General features: G+C 72.4%; 12 protein-coding genes. 8 read left to right on the plus strand and 4 right to left on the minus strand.

Annotated elements, in window-relative coordinates; genetic code table 11:
• Positions 1-18 precede the first annotated feature (18 nt).
• Positions 19-1,266 carry a glycosyltransferase gene (locus AB0K35_RS19275; RefSeq protein ID WP_363886606.1) on the minus strand — a complete coding sequence of 416 codons (1,248 nt, stop codon included), beginning with the start codon at positions 1,264-1,266 and terminating at the stop codon, positions 19-21.
• A 124-nt stretch (positions 1,267-1,390) separates the two neighbouring features.
• On the opposite strand from AB0K35_RS19275, the gene AB0K35_RS19280 reads away from it, so the two are divergent.
• Entirely contained in the window at positions 1,391-1,870 is a 480-nt protein-coding gene (locus tag AB0K35_RS19280) for a GNAT family N-acetyltransferase (protein ID WP_363886608.1), read from the plus strand.
• 92 nt (positions 1,871-1,962) lie between these two features.
• The gene (locus tag AB0K35_RS19285) at positions 1,963-3,105 is read left to right on the plus strand and encodes a polysaccharide pyruvyl transferase family protein (RefSeq protein ID WP_238671475.1); all 1,143 of its coding nucleotides are present in this window, start codon (positions 1,963-1,965) and stop codon (positions 3,103-3,105) included.
• An 8-nt stretch (positions 3,106-3,113) separates the two neighbouring features.
• Here AB0K35_RS19285 and AB0K35_RS19290 read toward each other — a convergent pair whose 3' ends face one another.
• Positions 3,114-3,320 (minus strand): hypothetical protein, encoded by a 207-nt coding sequence (locus AB0K35_RS19290; RefSeq protein WP_030488784.1) that lies wholly within the window; start codon positions 3,318-3,320, stop codon positions 3,114-3,116.
• A gap of 82 nt (positions 3,321-3,402) precedes the next feature.
• On the opposite strand from AB0K35_RS19290, the gene AB0K35_RS19295 reads away from it, so the two are divergent.
• Positions 3,403-3,921 carry a DinB family protein gene (locus AB0K35_RS19295; protein ID WP_238671474.1) on the plus strand — a complete coding sequence of 173 codons (519 nt, stop codon included), beginning with the start codon at positions 3,403-3,405 and terminating at the stop codon, positions 3,919-3,921.
• Positions 3,922-3,949: 28 nt separating this feature from the next.
• Here the strand turns inward: AB0K35_RS19295 and AB0K35_RS19300 are convergent, their stop codons facing one another.
• Entirely contained in the window at positions 3,950-4,822 is an 873-nt protein-coding gene (locus AB0K35_RS19300) for a PfkB family carbohydrate kinase (RefSeq protein WP_363886610.1), read from the minus strand.
• Between the two features lie 191 nt (positions 4,823-5,013).
• Here AB0K35_RS19300 and AB0K35_RS19305 point away from each other — a divergent pair, with 191 nt between their 5' ends.
• Positions 5,014-8,415: a DEAD/DEAH box helicase gene (locus AB0K35_RS19305; protein WP_363886612.1), complete on the plus strand. Its 3,402-nt coding sequence runs from the start codon at positions 5,014-5,016 to the stop codon at positions 8,413-8,415.
• Positions 8,412-9,341, plus strand: a complete 930-nt coding sequence (locus AB0K35_RS19310) for an SWIM zinc finger family protein (protein ID WP_238671472.1) — start codon at positions 8,412-8,414, stop codon at positions 9,339-9,341. Before AB0K35_RS19305 ends, AB0K35_RS19310 begins: the two co-directional genes overlap by 4 nt.
• Before the next feature lie 46 nt (positions 9,342-9,387).
• Here AB0K35_RS19310 and AB0K35_RS19315 read toward each other — a convergent pair whose 3' ends face one another.
• Entirely contained in the window at positions 9,388-9,645 is a 258-nt protein-coding gene (locus AB0K35_RS19315) for a DUF3040 domain-containing protein (RefSeq protein WP_091409372.1), read from the minus strand.
• Positions 9,646-10,077: 432 nt separating this feature from the next.
• On the opposite strand from AB0K35_RS19315, the gene AB0K35_RS19320 reads away from it, so the two are divergent.
• Genes AB0K35_RS19320 through AB0K35_RS19330 form a run of 3 tightly spaced genes read left to right on the plus strand, consistent with a single transcriptional unit; the run spans position 10,078 to position 14,965 of the window.
• Positions 10,078-12,159 carry a DUF1800 family protein gene (locus AB0K35_RS19320; RefSeq protein ID WP_363886614.1) on the plus strand — a complete coding sequence of 694 codons (2,082 nt, stop codon included), beginning with the start codon at positions 10,078-10,080 and terminating at the stop codon, positions 12,157-12,159.
• 8 nt (positions 12,160-12,167) lie between these two features.
• Positions 12,168-13,550, plus strand: a complete 1,383-nt coding sequence (locus tag AB0K35_RS19325; protein WP_238671470.1) for a DUF1501 domain-containing protein — start codon at positions 12,168-12,170, stop codon at positions 13,548-13,550.
• Positions 13,547-14,965: a ferredoxin reductase family protein gene (locus tag AB0K35_RS19330; RefSeq protein WP_238671469.1), complete on the plus strand. Its 1,419-nt coding sequence runs from the start codon at positions 13,547-13,549 to the stop codon at positions 14,963-14,965. Before AB0K35_RS19325 ends, AB0K35_RS19330 begins: the two co-directional genes overlap by 4 nt.

Below are 14,965 nucleotides of genomic sequence, written 5' to 3' on the forward strand. Positions count from 1 at the left end.
CGGCACCGGGTCGACTTGTCACTCCGACCTGGCGCCGGCGTCACCCCGGCGCGCCCCGGGGATGGCAGCGCCTCCCGCCGGGCCGACCGGTGGCAGCGACGCGTACAGCGTGACCAGCTCGGTCAGGTAGCGCTCCGCGGACCAGTCAGTCGCCGCCGCCCGGCCGTCCCGGATCACGGCCGTGCGCAACTCCCGTTCGGTCAGCAGCCGGGTGAGCAACGCCCCGAACGCCGCCGGGCTGGGCTCGGCGACCGGTCGGGTGGTGCCGGTGCCGGGCCGTTCGGCGAGCAGAGTGTCCACCATGGCCACCGGCAGTCCGTACGCCTCGGCCTCGGCGAGCACCAGGCCCTGCGTGTCGGTGGTGGAGGTGAACGCGAGCACGTCCGCTGCCCGGTAGTGGGCGCCGACCCGGTGGCGTGGCACCGGACGGAGCAGGTGCAGCGCGCCGGTGACGCCGTACCGGCGGGCCATCCGGCGGACCGCGAGCCGGTGCCGCCGGGCCCCGAGCAGCACCAGCCGGGCGGCCGGCAACTCGCGGCGGACCTGGGCGAACGCGGCCAGCAGCAGCTCGGGGCTCTTCTCCGGGGTGGCCCGTCCCACAGCGAGCAGCACCGGCGCGTCCGCTGGGATGCCGAGCCGAGCCCGCAGCCGCCGCCGGTCGTCGGCGTCGGCGTGCGGTGCGGCGGCCGGGGTCGGCAGGACCACGATCGGGGTACGCCCTGCCATCGTCGCCATCATCGCCGCGGTTTTCGTCGAAGGGGCGATCAGGACAGTGGTGTGGGCCAGGAGGGTTCGCCCGAGCGCCAACAGTCGGGCCTGTCGACCCGGTCCGGGGTGGGCGAGCGCCCACAGGTCGCCCGCCCGCCAGCGCAGGCCCAGCCGCAGGCCGGCGTATGCGGCCCCGATCGGGATCTCCGGGTAGTGCGCGGCGTACGCGACGAGGTCGGTGTGCCAGGTGAGCACTGTCGGTACGCCCCGGGTGGCGGCCCACCGCAGGCCGGCGACGCCGAGCGGGCCGGTGGTGTGCACGTGCACCACGTCGGCGGGCGCGCTGGGCGGCCGGGGCAGCGCCAACCGGTACGGCCGGGTCGGCACCGACAGTGAGGGCACCTCGCCCGGCCGGCGGCGACACCGGGACAGTGGGCCGGGGCAGTGCAGCACCACCCGGTGCCCGGCGGCGCGCAGGAGCGTCACCGTGGTGCCGACCGAGGTGGCCACCCCCTCCGGGTTGGTGAGGTGACTGTCGCTGACGTGGGCGATCCGCACGTTGCCATCGTCGCCCGCCCGCGCACCCCCCGGCCGTCCCGTCCGCCCCGGGCGGGGAAACAGTTGGCGTCTCCGGACCGGCTCTGCTGCACTACCCGCGGGCGACGACGAACGGGGAGACGCTGTGGAGCTGACGCTGACGCCGATGACGGCACCGGAACTGGACCGCCTGCGGGGGCCACTGGTGCAGGGGTACGCCGACGACCTGGTGGCGCACCGGGGGATGACCCCGCAGGCGGCCGTGGAACGGTCGGTCGACCAGATCCGGGAGTCGCTGCCGGCCGGCGTGGCCACCGAGGGTGCGCTGCTGCGGGTGGGCCGGGTCGACGACGCCGAGGTCGGCTGGATCTGGGTGACCCTGCCGACGGCCGCCGCCCCCAACCAGGCCTGGATCCACAACATCGACGTGCACGAGGAGCACCGGGGACGCGGGTACGCGCGGCGGATGATCCAGCTCATCGAGGCCGAACTCGCCCAACGCGGTGTGCCCGAGCTGGGACTGAACGTCTTCGGTACGAACACCGTGGCGATCGGCCTCTACCGCAGTCTGGGCTTCGAGGTCACCTCGCAGCAGATGGCGAAGCGCCTCACCCCGGGGAGCTGAGCCGGCGGCGGCCCGGGACGGGTCCCCTCGGCAGGACTGTTCACAGGCCCAGCGGGAAACCGGCGCGGACCGCACCTGGGGAGGAGCGACGGATGACGCACGGCGCCGGACTGACCATCGGTGTGCTGGGCTCGTACGGTGGGCGAAACCTCGGCGACGAGGCGATCCTCACCGGCCTGCTCACCGATCTGCGTACGCAGGAACCGAACGCCCGGATCATCGTCTTCTCCCGGAACCCGGAACACACCCGGGCCGCCCACCCGGATGTCGAAGCGGTGCCCTGGGAGGGCGTGAGCCGTACCGACTCGGCACTGGTCCTGGCCCAGCTGGACCTGCTCATCCTGGGCGGCGGCGGCATCCTGTACGACCGGGAGGCCCGCCGTTACCTGCGGGTGGTCCGGGTGGCCCAGGAACGCGGCCTGCCGCTGATCACGTACGCGGTGGGGGTCGGGCCGCTCAGCGACGCGGTGGACACCGGCATGGTCCGGGAGACGCTCTCCAGCGCGACCCAGGTGACAGTCCGGGACCAGGAGTCCCGGATGGTGCTGGAGGAGGCCGGCCTGCTCAACCCGATCACGGTCACCGCGGACCCGGCGTTCCTCCTGCAACCGGAGGAGTTCCCGGCCCACCTGTTGGCGGAGGAGGGTGTGCCGGTCGGCAAGCGCCTCGTCGGGATCAGCGTGCGGGAGCCGGGCCGGGCCGCCGAACGCCTCGACGTGGACGGCTACCACCGGCTGCTGGCCCAGATCGGTGACTTCCTGGTGCACCGGATCGACGCGTACGTGCTGTTCGTGCCGATGGAGCGCGACGACATCAGGCACTCCCACGGGGTGCTGTCGCACATGGTCGCCGCCGAGCGAGGTCGGATCCTGCACGGCACCTACTCTCCGCAGCAGGTGCTGGGGCTGATGCGCCACTTCGACCTGGCCGTCGGCATGCGCCTGCACTTCCTGATCTTCGCGGCGATGGTCGGTACGCCGTTCCTGCCCCTGCCGTACGCCGGCAAGGTCTTCGACCTGGCCCAACGACTCGGCGTGCCGGCGCTACGCGGGGTGGAGCGGGAGGTCGAGGGGCCGCTGCTGGCCGAGGTCGACCGACTCTGGGACGAGCGGGAGCAACGCGCCGAGGCCACCGCACGACGGGTGGCGGAGGTGTGCGATCAGGCGCGGGGCACCTCGGAGGTCACCCGAGGCGTGTTGGAGAGCCTGCGCAGCCAGACCCTCACGCGGGTCTGAGCGGGCGGTCACACCGCCGGGCCGGTCCACCGGTAGCGCCACTCGCGGGCCTCCTCGCGGGCGGTCTCCAACTCGTAGATCTGCGCGTCGGCCAGCCCACCGGAGCCAAGGTGATGGTGGGTCAGTGGCGGACGGCCGTTGCTGTCCAGTTCGACGGTGATGGTCTGCCCGTCCGCCGTGCCGCCGACGAGAAGGATCTGCACGGATGAAGCCATGCGCCCATCCTGCCCGGCCCAGCGCCCGCCCGCAGCGGATAGCGGGGCAGCGGGGCACCCGGCCCGTGGCTACTGTCGGCGGATGGAGCAGACGATCGATCCCACGCTCGGTCCGGTGCTCGCCCGCACCGGCGACGAACGTGCCGTCTTGACGTCGTTCCTCGACTTCCACCGGGCCGTGCTGCTGCGCAAACTGCGCGGTCTCTCCGACGCCGACGCCCGACGCCGGCTGGTGCCGTCGGCGACCACACTCGCTGGGCTGGTCAAGCACCTGACCCTTGTCGAGCGGAACTGGTTCCCGACCCTGTTGGCACCCGAGCCCGGCGACGTCTACCTGACCTCCGAGGAGGACGCGGTCGCCAGCTTCACGCTGAGCGACCAGGAAACCATCGCCGGTCTCACCGAGGCGTACGAGCGAGCCTGCGCCCGCTCCCGGGCGGTCGCCGCGAGCATCGACCTCGACCACGTGGTGCCGCATCCGCAGCTCGGTGAGGTGTCGCTGCGCTGGATTCTGGCGCACATGATCGAAGAGACGGCCCGGCACGCGGGCCACGCCGACATTCTGCGCGAGCTGACCGACGGCGAGGCCGGCGCGCTCTGAGCCAGGGGTCGCCGCACTCCGTCGGCCGTCAACCGGTGGGCAACAGGCCCGGTGGGTACTCCATCCCGTCATGCGTACAGGCCGCAGCGGCAACCCGCGCCGCGTACCGGGCGGCACGTGCCAGTGGCTCACCGCGCAGCCGGGCGGCGATCAGGCCGGCCGCGAAGGCGTCGCCCGCCCCGTTGCTGTCCTCCACCGGCTTTCCCGCGACGGCGGGCGGCACGGATACCGCAGTGCCGTCGCCCGGGTACAGGTCGGCGCCGTCCGCGCCACGGGTCACCACCACCGTCCGGGGCGCCAACGTGCCGGCGAGCGACGCGGCGCGGTCGCCCAACCGCACCCCGCTCAGCAGAACCAGGTCGGCGACCTCCGCGAACGGCTGATGGTAGGTGTTCTCGCCGTCCCAGTCGTGCAGGTCGGTGGAGAGCGCCACGCCCGTCGGAACGGCAGCCCGCACGGCGGGCAGCAACGGCACCGTCCAATCCATGATCGACAGGTGGACGTGCCGGGCGTCGCGGACCAGTGCGGTCAACTCGGTGGCGGGAAACGGTGGATCACCCTGCCATGGGCGCGGGTCGTACAGCGACGTGCGCCGCCCGCCCGGGTCCACCAGGTTCACCGACCGGCGGGTGCCGCCCCGGTGTTCGGCCAGCAGCGCCGGCACCTCGGCCCGGGTCAACGCCGCCCGGACCAGCTCACCGGCCGGATCCGCACCGAGGGTGTCGACCACCAGTACGTGCAGGCCGAGCGCCCGGGCGGCCAACGCCACACCGGCGCCGGTGTTGCCGATCCGCAACTCGATCGGCTCGACGGTGTGGGAGTCGGCAGCTGGGAGGGGCAGCGCGGGCACCCGAACCCGTACGTCCACCCCAAGCCCGCCAAGAACCAGCAGATCGACCACAGCGCCGACGCTAGCCCGTTGCCGCACCCACCTCCAGTCCCCGCGATCTTGCGCTTTCTGCTGCGACAAAACGTGCACTCTTCACCGAACGTCGACACAAAGTGCAAGATCGCGCAGGTGGGCCGGTGGGCGCGGACGCCGGGCCGGGTGGGCCGCCTAAGCTGGGGGCGGGCGGCGACTAGGGGGAGCAGGTGCTGGTCATCCACGGGCTGTGGTTGCCCAGCGGCAGCTCGACCGGCGGCCTCGCCATCTGGGCCGAGGACAGCACCGCACCGATTCCCGCTGCACGTACGGGCCGGCCGGCCCGGGAACGCCCGCACCCCTTCGCGGCCGGGCACACCGACCTGGCCGCCGTCCTCGCCGATGCCGCCGAGCCGAGCCGGTCGGACACCGCGCTACTCACCCTGCCCACCCTGGCCGGCGCGCCGACCGACTCACCCGAACTGATCCGGACCACAGTCGCACCCGCGGCCCGCGGCCGGCTCACCCTGGCCGGGTGGCGGGTTCCCACCCTGGTGTACGCCCCGGACGACGCCCTTTCGCTGCTGCGAGCCCTGGACGACATCCCGGCGGTGCCCGGGGCCACCCTGCGACACCTCGCCGAACTGGTCGACTTCGCCGCCGACCTGGTGACCCGTGGCCGCGTCCTCCCCGGCGTGCACGCGACGACGGCCGATCGGATGCCCGGCGCTGGCGCGACGGCCGACCAGACGCCCGACGCTGGCGCGACAGCGGTCGACCAGACGCCCGGCGCAGGCGCGGCGACGGGCGGCGCGGGCACGACGACGGTTGACTGGGCGCCCGGCGCGGGCGCGACGACGGCGTCGGGCGGGCAGGTGCTCGCGCAGGCGGTCTGGCGTCCGCTGCTGACCGGCACCGACGCCGCCTGGGCGCGCGCGCTGGCGCTGGCCCTGCCACCCGCCGCCCGCGCTGCCGTCCTGCCGTCCGCCGCCGCGTTGCCGTCCGCCGCGTTGCCGTCGTCCGCCGGCGCTGCTCAGGGGCCCACTGGGAGCGCCGCCACCTCCGCTGCGGCGATTGTTGGTTCGGGCGGGTCTGAGCTGACCGCTGCCGCCCTGGTCGCGGATGCGCTCGATGCGTTCACCGACGCCGCCGCGCGGGCCGCGCTGGCGACCACCACGCTGGCACGAGGGCTGCGCCCTGGTGGTCCGGCACCGGCCTGGCTGGCCGCGCTCGCCGGCCCGCAGCGGGACTTCACCATCGACCCGGCCGGGCTGGACAGCCTCTCCACCGAACTGGACGCCTGGCAGCGCGACGCCGCCGGTGGCCCGGTGCGGGCCAGTTTCCGCCTGGTCGAACCAGCCCCCGACGAGGTCACCGAACCGATCCTGGCCACCCGTGTGAGGTCCGCCGACGACGCGACCGCGCCGGTGTCCGCCGACAGCGCGCCGGTGTCGGTCGGGTCGATCGGTGCCGGGCGCTGGCGGTTGGAGTTCGGGTTGCAGGCCGCGGACGAACCCGGCCTGCACGTGGATGCCGGGGACATCTGGCGAGCGCCGCAGACCCTCGGCGGCCTGGTTGGCCGGACGGCCAACCCGCAGGAGACGCTCCTCGCCGAGCTGGGCCGGGCCAGCAGGCTCTGGCCGGACCTGGACGCCGCGCTGCGTACCGCCGCCCCGGAGGCGATGGAACTCGACGTCGAGGGGGCGCACCGGTTCCTCAGTGCGGGCGCACCGGTGCTGCACGCGGCCGGTTTCGGGGTGCTGCTGCCGTCCTGGTGGCAGCGTCCGTCGGCGCGACTGGGCGCCCGGTTGCGGGCGCGCAGCCGCACCGCGCCGGGCACCGTGGGTGGCACCGATGCCGGAGTCGGCCTGGACGCCCTTGTCGACTACCGCTGGGAGATCGCACTCGGTGACCAGCCGCTCTCCGCCGAGGAGTTGGCGGCGTTGGCCGAGACGAAGACCCCGCTGGTACGGCTCCGCGGGCGGTGGGTGGAACTGGACCCGGGGCGGCTCGCGGCCGGGCTGCGCCTGCTCCGCTCCGCGGGCGAGCTGACCGTCGCCGACCTGCTCCGCCTCGGGCTGGCCGACGGCGAGGCCACCGGCGAGCTGCCGGTGCTGGAGGTGACCGCCGACGGGGCGCTGGGCGACCTGCTCGCCGGCGCGGTCGAGCGGCGGCTCACCCCGCTGGACCCGCCACCGGGCTTCCGGGGGACGCTGCGGCCGTACCAGCAGCGAGGGCTGGCCTGGCTCGCCTTCCTGCGCTCACTCGGTCTGGGCGGTGTCCTCGCCGACGACATGGGGCTGGGCAAGACGGTGCAACTGCTCGCGCTGCTCGCCGGGGACCCACCGGAGGCCGGGCCGACCCTGCTGGTCTGTCCGATGTCGCTGGTCGGCAACTGGCAGCGGGAGGCGGCCCGGTTCACCCCGGAGCTGCGGGTGCACGTACACCATGGTGCCGAGCGGGCGCGGGGGGCGGAGTTCACGGCGGCCGCGCACGGCGCGGACCTGGTCCTCACCACCTACTCGGTGGCCGCCCGCGACGCCGCCGACCTGGCTGGCATCGACTGGCACCGGGTGGTGGTGGACGAGGCGCAGGCGATCAAGAACGCGTCGACCCGGCAGGCCGAGGCGGTTCGTGCGCTGCCCGCCCGGCAACGGGTGGCGGTGACCGGCACGCCGGTGGAGAACCGCCTCGCCGACCTCTGGTCGATCATGCAGTTCGCCAACCCGGGTCTGCTCGGGCCGGCCGCGACGTTCCGCAAACGGTTCGCCGAGCCGATCGAGCGGCACGGCGACGTCGAGGCCGCCGAGCGGCTGCGCCGGATCACCGGCCCGTTCGTGTTGCGCCGGCTCAAGACCGACTCGTCGATCATCTCCGACCTGCCGGAGAAGCTGGAGATGGAGGTGCTCTGCAACCTCACTGCGGAGCAGGCCGCGCTGTACCGGGTGGTGGTCGACGACATGCTCGCCCGGATCGAGACCAGCGACGGCATCGAACGACGCGGCCTGGTGCTGGCCACCATGACCCGCCTCAAGCAGGTCTGCAACCACCCCGCCCAGTTGCTGCGCGACGGCTCACCGCTGGAGGGCCGCTCCGGCAAGCTGGCTCGGCTCACCGAGATCCTTGAGGAGGTGCTGGCGGCGGGGGAGCGGGCACTGCTCTTCACCCAGTACGCCGAGTTCGGTGCGATGTTGCGGGGTCACCTGTCGGCGCGGTTCGGCAGGGAGGTGCTGTTCCTGCACGGTGGCCTCGGCAAGGCCGAGCGGGACGCCCTGGTGCAGCGTTTCCAGTCTGCGGAGGGTCCGCCGCTGTTCGTCCTCTCCCTCAAGGCCGGCGGCACCGGGCTGACCCTGACCGCCGCGAACCACGTGGTGCATGTGGACCGGTGGTGGAACCCGGCGGTCGAGGACCAGGCCACCGACCGGGCGTTCCGGATCGGGCAGCGTCGACGGGTGCAGGTGCGCAAGTTCGTGTGCGCCGGCACTGTCGAGGAGAAGGTGGCCGCGATGATCGCCGACAAGCGCAGCCTCGCCGAACGGGTGGTCGGCACCGGTGAGCAGTGGATCACCGAGCTGTCCACCGGCCAGTTGCGGGACCTGTTCGCCCTGGAAGCCGGCGCGGTGGTGGAGTGAGCGAGCGGAGCGCCGACGTGAGCACCGACCGGTTCGCCGACTACGGGCGTCCGCGTCGGGTCGACGGGGGTCTGCGGGCACGCAGTGCCCGGGGCGCGATCGGCAGGTCCTGGTGGTCGCGGCGTTTCCTGGAGGTGCTGGAGTCGTTCGCGCTCGGTACCCGGCTGACCCGGGGCCGGTCGTACGCGCGAGCCGGTCAGGTGCTCACGCTCGACATCACCCCCGGCCGGGTCGACGCGGTGGTGCAGGGCTCCCGGCCGCAGCCGTACCAGGTGTCGATCGCGCTGAAGCCGTTCCCGGCGGCGCTCTGGTCCCGAATCGAGGACGAGCTGGCCGGGCAGGCGTTCTTCAGCGCCCGGCTGCTCGCCGGAGATCTCCCCGACGAGTTGGAGGAGCTGTTCGCCGCGGCCGGCGCGCCGCTCTTCCCGGCCGCCGTGGACGAGTTGACCCAGCGCTGCAACTGCCCCGACTTCGCGGTGCCGTGCAAGCACCTCGCGGCGACGTTCTACCTGCTGGCCGAGGCGTTCGACGCGGACCCGTTCGAGCTGCTGCACTGGCGCGGTCGGTCCCGGGCGGAGTTGCTCGACGAACTCCGCGCCCGGCGAGCCGCGACCACCGGTGCGACCTCGGCGCCCCCACCGCTCGACCCACCGTCCGGACCGGACGGTGCGGCGTCGACAGTGGACGTCGTGGCGCCGGTCGGCGCCGCTCGGGCGCTGGCCGGGCTGTCGGCGACGCCGCTGGCGGACACAGCGGACCGGTTCTGGTCAGCGCCGGTGCCGCTGCCGGATCGGCCGCCCCGACTGGTGACCGGCACCGACCTGCTGCTGCGCCAGCTCGGAGCGCCGGCCCCGGCCATCGGTGGGCCGGGACTGCTCGAACGGTTGCGCCGCGCGTACCGGGCGTTCGGTCCGGCCGACAGGTGAGCTGTCACGTCCACCTGTTGAGCCGTCCCGTTGAGCGGTTGAGCAGTCACGTCCAGCGGCGGCGGAACCGCCACATGATCGCGGCATTGGCCACCAGCACCACCGCGCAGATCGCGCCGGTGAGTCGACCGGCGAACACGGCTATCGCCGGCAGCGACGCCCACAGCACGATGGTCAACAACATCAGGTAGCGGCCCCTGCGGGCTCGGGCCCGGTGGTCCAGCCGGTTGAAGAAGGCCGGGTCACTTTCCCGGAGCTGACGGGTGATCTGGTCGAATCTGCGCTGATCCTCTTTGCTGAGCATGGCGCTGCCTTCCCCTCACGCGTTCAGCGGTTCGGCGGCATACCCGCTGCGGTGGCGGCTCACGCTCGCCCGCTGCTGCTACTTTTCCTGCACGCGAGCGCGCCTCATGTCCGACTTACCTGAGCCTTAAGTTTGCCTTTGGTGGTGAACGAGGCCGTAACTGTCGCGTACGGCGGCGTGGTCCGATCCGTGCTCGGCACGCCACGCGTACGCCCTGCTGGGAAGGTCTGCGGGCAGGTCCATCCCACAGCCCGCCGCCGCTGTCGCGCTGAGCGCTGTCTTAAGTGCCCTCACGAGTGGGTTCCGGCCACCTTGAAGGGCCCTGGGGCCTTGGTTACCTTGCCGTAGCAACCCCCTCAGGCAACAGTCGCCGCACCTGCCGCACCTGCCCGGTAGCAGCTTCCGGCGCTCATCAGAAATCGGGATTGGTACATGGCCGACCAGAATGTGCCACCACGTCGACCGCGGGACGACCGCGGTTGGGACGGACATCAGCACCCCAGCGCTGACGGCTACGGCGACCCCCACACGCCCGCGCCCTACGGCTACGACTCGCCCCACCCCTACCAGGGCGGCTACGCCGCGCAGGCCGACCCGCGTGAGCAGTACGCCGGGCAGCCCGCGCCCGCCCCGCGCGGTCCGCAGTGGGTCGGCCCGGAGGGCCTCGGCCGTCCGGCCCCGGCACGACCTGCCGGTACCGGACTGCCCACCCTCGACGATGACAACGAGCCGGGTCGCAAGGTCGGCCGACGTAAGGCGATGGTGGCCCTCGGCGGCACCGCCGCCGTCGTCGCCGGTGGCGCCGCGCTCGCCATGACCCCGCAGATCCGTGGCCTCTTCGGCGACGAGGCGGCGGCCGGCGACGCGACCGGCAGCACGGTTACCGACGGCACCGCGGCGCGCCCCAGCGGCCAGCAGCCCAGCACCGTGCGTACCTACACCGAGCAGAACGAAAGCTACATGGGCTCGCGGGCCGGTGAGGCGCTGAAGAAGAACGCGCCGGCCGGCGGGCGGACCTTCTCCGGCCCGGCAGCGGCTGCGGCGGCGACCAAGGTGACAGTCAAGACGGTGCTGGCCAAGGACCCGATCCTGCACCTGGCCCGGCGCGCCACCTTCGGTGCGACGCCCGCGGTGGTCGCCGACATCAAGCGCGAGGGCATGGACGCCTGGATCCGCGCCCAGCTCGACCCGGAGAAGTTGGAGCCGAGCAAGGGCGAGCTGAAGCTCGCCGAGCTGCCGACCCAGAAGCTCTCCGTGCAGCAGCTACGCGACCAGCGGGACAAGCTCAACGAGCAGGACGCCCACCCGGAGCGGGAGATGGTCGACGCCACCATCGCCCGGCAGATCTGGTCCAAGCGCCAGCTGTTCGAGGTGATGGTCGACTTCTGGAACGACTTCCTGCACGTCGCAGCGGACTTCGACGGCGGCGAGGTGTACCGCAACTCGTTCGACCAGGACGTCGTGCGCAAGCACGCGCTGGGCAGCTACCCCGAGATGCTGGTCGCCGCGAACAAGCACCCGGCGCTGCTGATCTACCTGAACCAGAAGGACTCCCGCAAGGACGCGATCAACGAGAACCTCGCCCGGGAGAACCTCGAGCTCTACTCGGTCGGCGTCGACGGCGGCTACAAGGAGCCCGACGTCCGGCAGGCCGCCATGTTGCAGACCGGCCGCGGTGTCGACGACAAGGGCAAGTACGTCTTCCGCCCCGAGCAGCACTACGTCGGCAAGGTGAAGATCCTCGGCTTCACCCACGCGAACAACTCGGCCGACCCGAAGAAGGCCGAAGCGGCGATCGACGCGTACATCACCTACATCGCGACGCACCCGTCGACGGCGAAGTACGTGGCGCAGAGCCTGGCCACCCGGTTCGTCTCGGACACCCCGCCGAAGTCCCTGGTGGACCGGCTGGCCAAGACGTACACCACCAACAAGGGCATGATCAAGCCGGTCCTGATGACGCTGTTCTGCTCCTCGGAGTTCTGGGCCGGCGTGGGTCAGAAGGTGCGCCGGCCGATGGAGTACCTGGTCGCCACGTACCGCACCCTGGGCGTCTCGCCGGAGGCGTCGCCGAAGCACAACAACGGCGACAGCAAGCGCACCGCGTACGCCCGGGGGCTGCGCCAGATCCACGACAAGATGCGCGAGCTGGGCCAGTCCCCGATGGGTCATCCGACCCCGGACGGCTACCCGGACGTCTACGTCGCGTGGACCTCGGCCGGCACCATGGTCAACGGCTGGAACGAGGCGGGCGAGATCCTCGCCGGCTACCGCACCACCTTCACGTACACGGCGCCGGAGAAGCTGGTCGCCAAGCCGCCGGCGACGGCCGGTGCGTACGTGGACGCGCTCTCCCTGCGGCTGGTGGGCCAGAAGTTGAGCACGCGGGAGAAGAACCTCATCCTCGGCGTGGCCGGTGTGGCGGCGACCACCAAGGTCGACGCCACGTTCAACGGGGCCATCACCGCCGTCGCGCGGGCGATCCTCGCTTCCCCCCAGCACCACCTCCGGTGAGGCACCCGATGGAGAAGACTGTGTACAACTCTTTCCCCCTGCACCCCGAATGCCCCGACGTGCGACGGCTGGCCGACAACCCGGCCGAGGCGTTGCTGCGCGCCGAGGCGGACATCGTCGCCGCCGAGAACGCCGCCGAGTTCGACAGGTACCGCACCCTGGAGGACCTGGAGGAGGCCCAGCAGGACGGTCGCGGCGTCACCCGGCGGACCTTCGTCGCCGGTGCCGCGGCCACCGCCACCGCGCTGGCCACCGCCCAGTTCGTCACCACCTCGGCGTCGTTCGCGGCGACCAAGACCGGCACCCTGATCCACGTCTTCCTCTACGGCGGGCTGGACGGCCTGAGCCTGATCGCGCCGGACAACGACGCGGTGCTCAACAAGGCCCGGCCCGACCTGCTGCTCGGCAACGACTCGCTGGCCCTGGGCCGCGGCTTCAAGCTGACCAGCGCGTTCAAGCCGCTGGAGAAGTGGCTCACTGCCGGTCAGCTGGGCTTCATCCCGGCGGTCTCCGACGAGCGGCTGTCCCGCAGCCACTTCCAGGCCGCCGACGCCTGCAACCTGGGCGGGCTGCCCAACGAGACCGGCGGCCGGGGTTGGCTCGACGGTCTGGTCGACAACCTGGGCAAGGGCACCGCGTTCCGCAGCGTCGGCATCGGCAGCACGTTGCCCCGTTCGCTGGTCGGCAACAACGGCGCGCTCTCGCTGAACAACGTCGGCTCCCTGCGGCTCAACGGTGACGAGCGGTTCCGGGCCGCCACCGAGAAGGCCATCAAGGGCCTCTTCACCGGGATCAACCACCCGGTCGAGGAAGCCGTGCAGGAGGGCATGGGCGCGCTGGCCACCGCCCAGAAGCTCGCCGCCAAGCCGTACCAGCCCGCCGAGGGCGTCAAGTACGAGGGTGTCGGTAACGCGTTCCAGCAACTCGCCCAGTTGATCAAGGGCGGCGCCAACGTCCGGGTCGCCACCGTCGGCATGGGTGGCTACGACACCCACGAGAACCAGGGCACCCGCGAGGGCGGCCAGCTGCACCGCCGCCTCAACGAGCTGGCAAACGCGATGGCCGCCTTCTTCACCGACCTCGGCCCGAAGGCCGCCGACGTGACGATCATGGTGTCCAGCGAGTTCGGCCGTCGGGTCGGCTCCAACAACAACGGCACCGACCACGGGCACGGCGGCGTGGTCACCCTGCTGTCCGGCAAGAAGCTGGCCGGTTCGCTGCTGGGCACCTGGAACGGTCTGGACAAGCTGGACTCCGGTGACGTGCCGGAGTACAACAACATGTTCAACGTCTACGGCGCTGTGGCGCAGGGCCGGTTCGGGCTCACCAACGCGGAGGTCGACAAGGTCTTCCCCCGCCAGAAGTACGCCCCGATGAAGCTGTACGCGTGACGTATTCGCACACCCACGCCGCCGGCCGTCGTACCGGGACCTCGTCCCGGCACGGCGGCCGGTCGGCTGCGCCCGTACCCCCGCAGATCCCGGACCGGCGCGGGCCCGGCGGCCGACGGCTGCTGGGCGTGCTGCTCCTGGTCGGCCTGCTCGCCAGCGTGCTGCCCTGGTGGCTGGGCACCCCGGCCGGATCGTTGCGGAGCACAGCGACCACCGTCACCGCGGCCGGCCGGATCACCGGCCTGGTCGCCGGCTACCTGCTGCTGGTGCAGGTGCTGATGATGAGCCGACTGCCGGTGCTGGAACGGTGGATCGGCGGCGAGCACATGGCCCGCTGGCACCGGGACATCGGCGCCACACTGCTGGTCACCGTGCTGGCGCACATGTCGCTGATCCTGGTCGGCTACGCCGACCTGCGTAACCAGTCGATCCTCGCCGAGGTCGGCACGTTGCTCGGCGACTACGAGGACATGGTCTCGGCGTTCGTCGCGGCCGGCATCATGATGCTGGTCGGCTTCAGCAGCATCCGGGCGATCCGGCGGGCGTTGCCCTACGAGATGTGGCACCTGCTGCACCTGTCCAGCTACCTCATCCTGCTGCTCGGCTTCGGCCACCAGTTCACCCACGGCGCGCAGCTGTACCGGCCCGGCCCGGTGCGCACCGGCTGGATCGCGCTGTACGTGCTGGTGGTCGCCGCCCTGCTCTGGGGCCGCGTGATCGCACCGCTGGCGTTCAACCTGCGCTACAAGCTGCGGGTCGCCGACGTGGTCGCCGAGAGCACCGACACCATCTCCATCTACCTCACCGGGGAGCGGCTCGGCCGGCTGGCGATGCTCGGCGGCCAACACTTCCGCTGGCGGTTCCTCACCCGGGGCTGCTGGTGGCAGTCACACCCGTTCTCCGTCTCCGCCGCCGCGAACGGCCGCTGGCTGCGGGTCACCGTCAAGGTGGTCGGCACCCACACCGCCGACCTGCGCGACCTGGAACCGGGCACCCGGGTCTGGGCCGAAGGCCCGTCGGGAACCTTCACCGCCGCGCACCGGCTCCGCGAGCGGGCGCTGCTGATCGCCGGTGGCAGCGGCATCACGCCGATCCGGGCCATGCTTGAGGAGTTGCCGCCGGGCGCCGCGCTGATCTACCGCGCCCGCACACCGGCCGACGTGCTGCTCAGCCGCGAGTTGGACTGGCTGGCCCAGGAACGCGACACCTCCGTCTGGTACGTCATCGGCTCCCGCGACGACCCCGGCCCACGCCAGCTGATGAGCCCGGACGGGCTGCGGCAACTGGTGCCCGACGTGGCCCGACGCGACGTCTACCTGTGTGGCCCGCCCGGCTTGGTGGAACAGTCGGTGCGGGCGCTGCGGCGGGCCGGCGTGCCCCGACGGCAGATCCATCTGGCCACGTTCGAGCTGTAG

Source organism: Micromonospora sp. NPDC053740, assembly GCF_040677775.1.
Lineage (GTDB): Bacteria > Actinomycetota > Actinomycetes > Mycobacteriales > Micromonosporaceae > Micromonospora > Micromonospora alfalfae.